Below are 3,315 nucleotides of genomic sequence, written 5' to 3' on the forward strand. Positions count from 1 at the left end.
AGCCTAAGCAGACAAAGGATTTAGTAGAACTAATTCCGGAGAATCAAAATGTTCCATTTGATATCTATGAAGCAATTGATACCCTTATTGACGAAGAGAGCTTCTTTGAAGTGAAAAAACTGTTTGCCGCCGAATTGGTAACAGGGCTTGCACGAATAGATGGAAAAGTAGTAGGGATTATTGCCAATCAGCCGAAGGTCAAAGGAGGAGTGCTGTTTGTAGATTCAGCAGATAAAGGAGCAAAATTTATTCAACTGTGCGATGCCTTCCATATTCCTTTGCTATTTTTAGCGGATGTACCTGGATTTATGATTGGAACCAAAGTAGAAAGAGCAGGCATCATTAGACATGGTGCAAAATTGATTGCAGCGATGAGTTCAGCTACAGTTCCTAAAATTTCCGTGGTCATGCGCAAAGCTTATGGCGCAGGGCTTTACGCTATGGCTGGTCCAGCTTTTGAACCGGATTGCTGCCTTGCATTACCTACTGCTCAAATTGCCGTAATGGGTCCTGAAGCGGCAGTAAATGCCGTCTATTCTAATAAAATTAATGAAATTGAAGATCCGAAAGAGCGGTTTATGTTTGTTAAACAGAAACAGCAGGAGTATAAAGAACACATCGATATCYATACGCTGGCTTCTGAACTTATTATTGACGACATCGTTCCTGCTAACGAGCTGCGTCGAACTTTAATTGACCGCTTTCGATTATATGAAACAAAGAATGTGACCTTTAGCCGTCGTAAACATCCGGTGTATCCCGTATAATAGAAAAAAACGGGATCACTCTAAATAATTTACAATAAGCCCGGTGATTTTTAATCACACGGGCTATATGAATAGGTAAAATTTTAAGAATGCATTTAATTCAAAGCATTTTTTTGCTAAAATGAAACTCAATAATGGAAAGAGGAACAAAAAATACGATGAAAACTATAGGTATTATTGGAGGCGGATCATTAGGTCTGTTGTTTAGCGCGTATTTATCAGATTGTTATGATGTAACCTTGTATACGAAAACAAAAACTCAAGCAAAGTGTATTAACGATAATGGAATTACCTTACATAGACAAGGGGAACATCACACTAAAAAAGTGAGTGCTATCCCTCTGGAAAAAAACATAAAAGAAGCAGATCTAATCATTATTACTGTAAAACAGTATCATTTAAAAGAGATTATTCCTTTTATCAAAACCCTTACTATACATACTCCCCTTTTGTTTATCCAAAACGGTATGAGCCATATTGAAATTCTTAAAAATCTCCCCCAGAGCACTCTCTATTTGGGTACAGTTGAACACGGGGCAATGCGTACAAATATGGATAGCGTCCATCATACAGGAATAGGAACAACCCGTATTGCTTCATACAGAGGAGAAATGGAGTCTATCTTGCCAATTGTGAATTTTCCTTGGGTGATTGAAACAGATTGGTATGCGATGCTGGTGAAGAAATTAGTTGTAAATGCGCTCATCAATCCTCTTACGGCGCTGTATGGGGTAAAAAATGGGCAGCTGATTCATAACGGCTACTTTTATAAAACGATGCGTCTATTGTTTGAAGAGATTGCCGCTGTGTTAAAACTGGATTCAGCTTTTAATTATTGGGAAAATGCGCTGGGGGTTTGTTCGCGCACGAGTACAAATCAATCTTCTATGCTAAAAGATATACAGAAGGGGCGGCAAACAGAAATTGATGCTATTTTAGGCTATATTCAAACACAAGCTGCTGAAAAAAGAACGTCGACGCCTATTGTTGACTTTTTATATGGGTCAATAAAAGGAATCGAAGAAGAAAAGGGTGATTAACATGGGAAGTTTTATTGCTGGAGTTTTTGCGACGTTTGTCACTCTGCCGCTCGTTGGTTTTTTTATTCTATACATGCTTTTACGCAAACTGACGAAAAATAAAAGGAAATCTGTCCACATAGCAACATACATTACTACGGTTTTTCTTATTTTGTCCGTGCATTATGCAGCTGTGGAAATTTTCGGGCACTCTTTTTTGTGGTTGATTGCGTTAGTCCTTTTAGTTGTAGCAATGATTATGATGTTTGTACATTGGAAAGTCAAACATGACTTAGAAATGAAGCTTATCGCGAAAGGGTTCTTTCGGATGAATTTTGTTTTGTTTCTTATTGCACATATTGTATTAAATATAGGTGGAATCGCTTTTCGTATTTCCTCTCTGTAAAGCATGTTACTAGACGTGGGCAGTTACATTATGGATAATGAAGCTATATGTAGAGAATATAAGTATTAGGAAAAGAAAGGAAGTTCTTTCATGGAGATTACAGACGTCTCTTTAAAGGCGGGAAACAAACTAACGAACGATTACATAAAAGGTGAAAAGCAAGCACTTTCCTTTTTTCATTATAATATACACGAAAAAGACGTATATGAAAAACGTTTAGCGGATGTTCAAAAGCAGTCTTATCCAAGAGAACAGCTTGCTGAGTATCTGCTTGATTTTAATAAGCGCTACGGAGCATCTTCTAAGACGATTGAAAATATTGAAAAGCTAAAAGATCCTAACAGCGTAGTGGTCGTTGGAGGTCAGCAAGCGGGGCTGCTTACCGGTCCTTTGTACACCATTCATAAAGTGATTTCAATTGTGCTCCTAGCTAAACAACAAGAGGAAGCTTTAAACGTGCCCGTGCTTCCGGTATTTTGGATTGCTGGAGAAGATCATGATTTTGCTGAGATCAACCATGTATACACAGAGCATAAAAACCAGCTTTTAAAGAAAACGCTAAAGCATTCTTTAAAGAAAAAGCAAATGGTTTCTCAAATTGAACTAGACCATGAGGCCTGTAGAAGCTGGGTTCGTGATGTATTTCAAACGTTTAATGAAACGGCCCATACAAACCAGGTATTACACTTTGTTTTAGAAGCGTTAGATAAATCACGTACCTATGTCGATTTCTTTGCTCATTTGGTTACCACAATGTTCGCAGAGTCAGGTCTTATTTTAATGGATGCAGCTTCTAAAGAAGTGCGCAGCATTGAATCTTCTTTCTTTGTGACGTTAATTGAACAAAATGACAAATTATCGTCAGCCGTTATGGAACAGCAAACTGAGATTCAAAAACAATACGGACGAATGATTGAAGTGGGAGAAGAAACGGCTCATCTCTTTTATTCACACAATGAAAACAGAGTACTTTTAGAAAGAGATGCAGAACAAGAGCAGTTTGTTGGAAAGCAAAATGAACTCGCGCTGTCTAAAGAAGAGCTGGTTCAAATTGCTAAACAAACGCCTGAGCTTCTTAGTAACAACGTTGTGACTAGACCTCTTATGCAGGAGTACTTACTTC

At 38.0% G+C, this 3,315-nt stretch carries 4 protein-coding genes; all 4 read left to right on the forward strand.

The features are described from left to right. A partial coding sequence (locus AC1DRF_RS20390) for an acyl-CoA carboxylase subunit beta (protein WP_477741535.1) occupies positions 1–767 on the forward strand: 767 nt, incomplete at its 5' end. 158 nt (positions 768–925) lie between these two features. After that, complete coding sequence (locus AC1DRF_RS20395; RefSeq protein WP_043976715.1) at positions 926–1,807, forward strand: 2-dehydropantoate 2-reductase; 882 nt, start codon at positions 926–928, stop codon at positions 1,805–1,807. Position 1,808: 1 nt separating this feature from the next. Beyond that, positions 1,809–2,192 (forward strand): DUF3397 domain-containing protein, encoded by a 384-nt coding sequence (locus AC1DRF_RS20400; RefSeq protein ID WP_013058968.1) that lies wholly within the window; start codon positions 1,809–1,811, stop codon positions 2,190–2,192. A gap of 90 nt (positions 2,193–2,282) precedes the next feature. Then, positions 2,283–3,315, forward strand: a 1,033-nt coding sequence (bshC, locus tag AC1DRF_RS20405; protein WP_477741536.1) for a bacillithiol biosynthesis cysteine-adding enzyme BshC, incomplete at its 3' end; no start/stop codon positions are given.

Source organism: Priestia sp. P5_B4 (assembly GCF_056400385.1).

What these genes read in the sequence shown, in the direction of transcription:
- AC1DRF_RS20395 (WP_043976715.1), top strand. Translation starts at nt 926, where the DNA reads ATGAAAACTATAGGTATTATTGGAGGCGGATCATTAGGTCTGTTGTTT.
- AC1DRF_RS20400 (WP_013058968.1), top strand. Translation starts at nt 1,809, where the DNA reads ATGGGAAGTTTTATTGCTGGAGTTTTTGCGACGTTTGTCACTCTGCCG.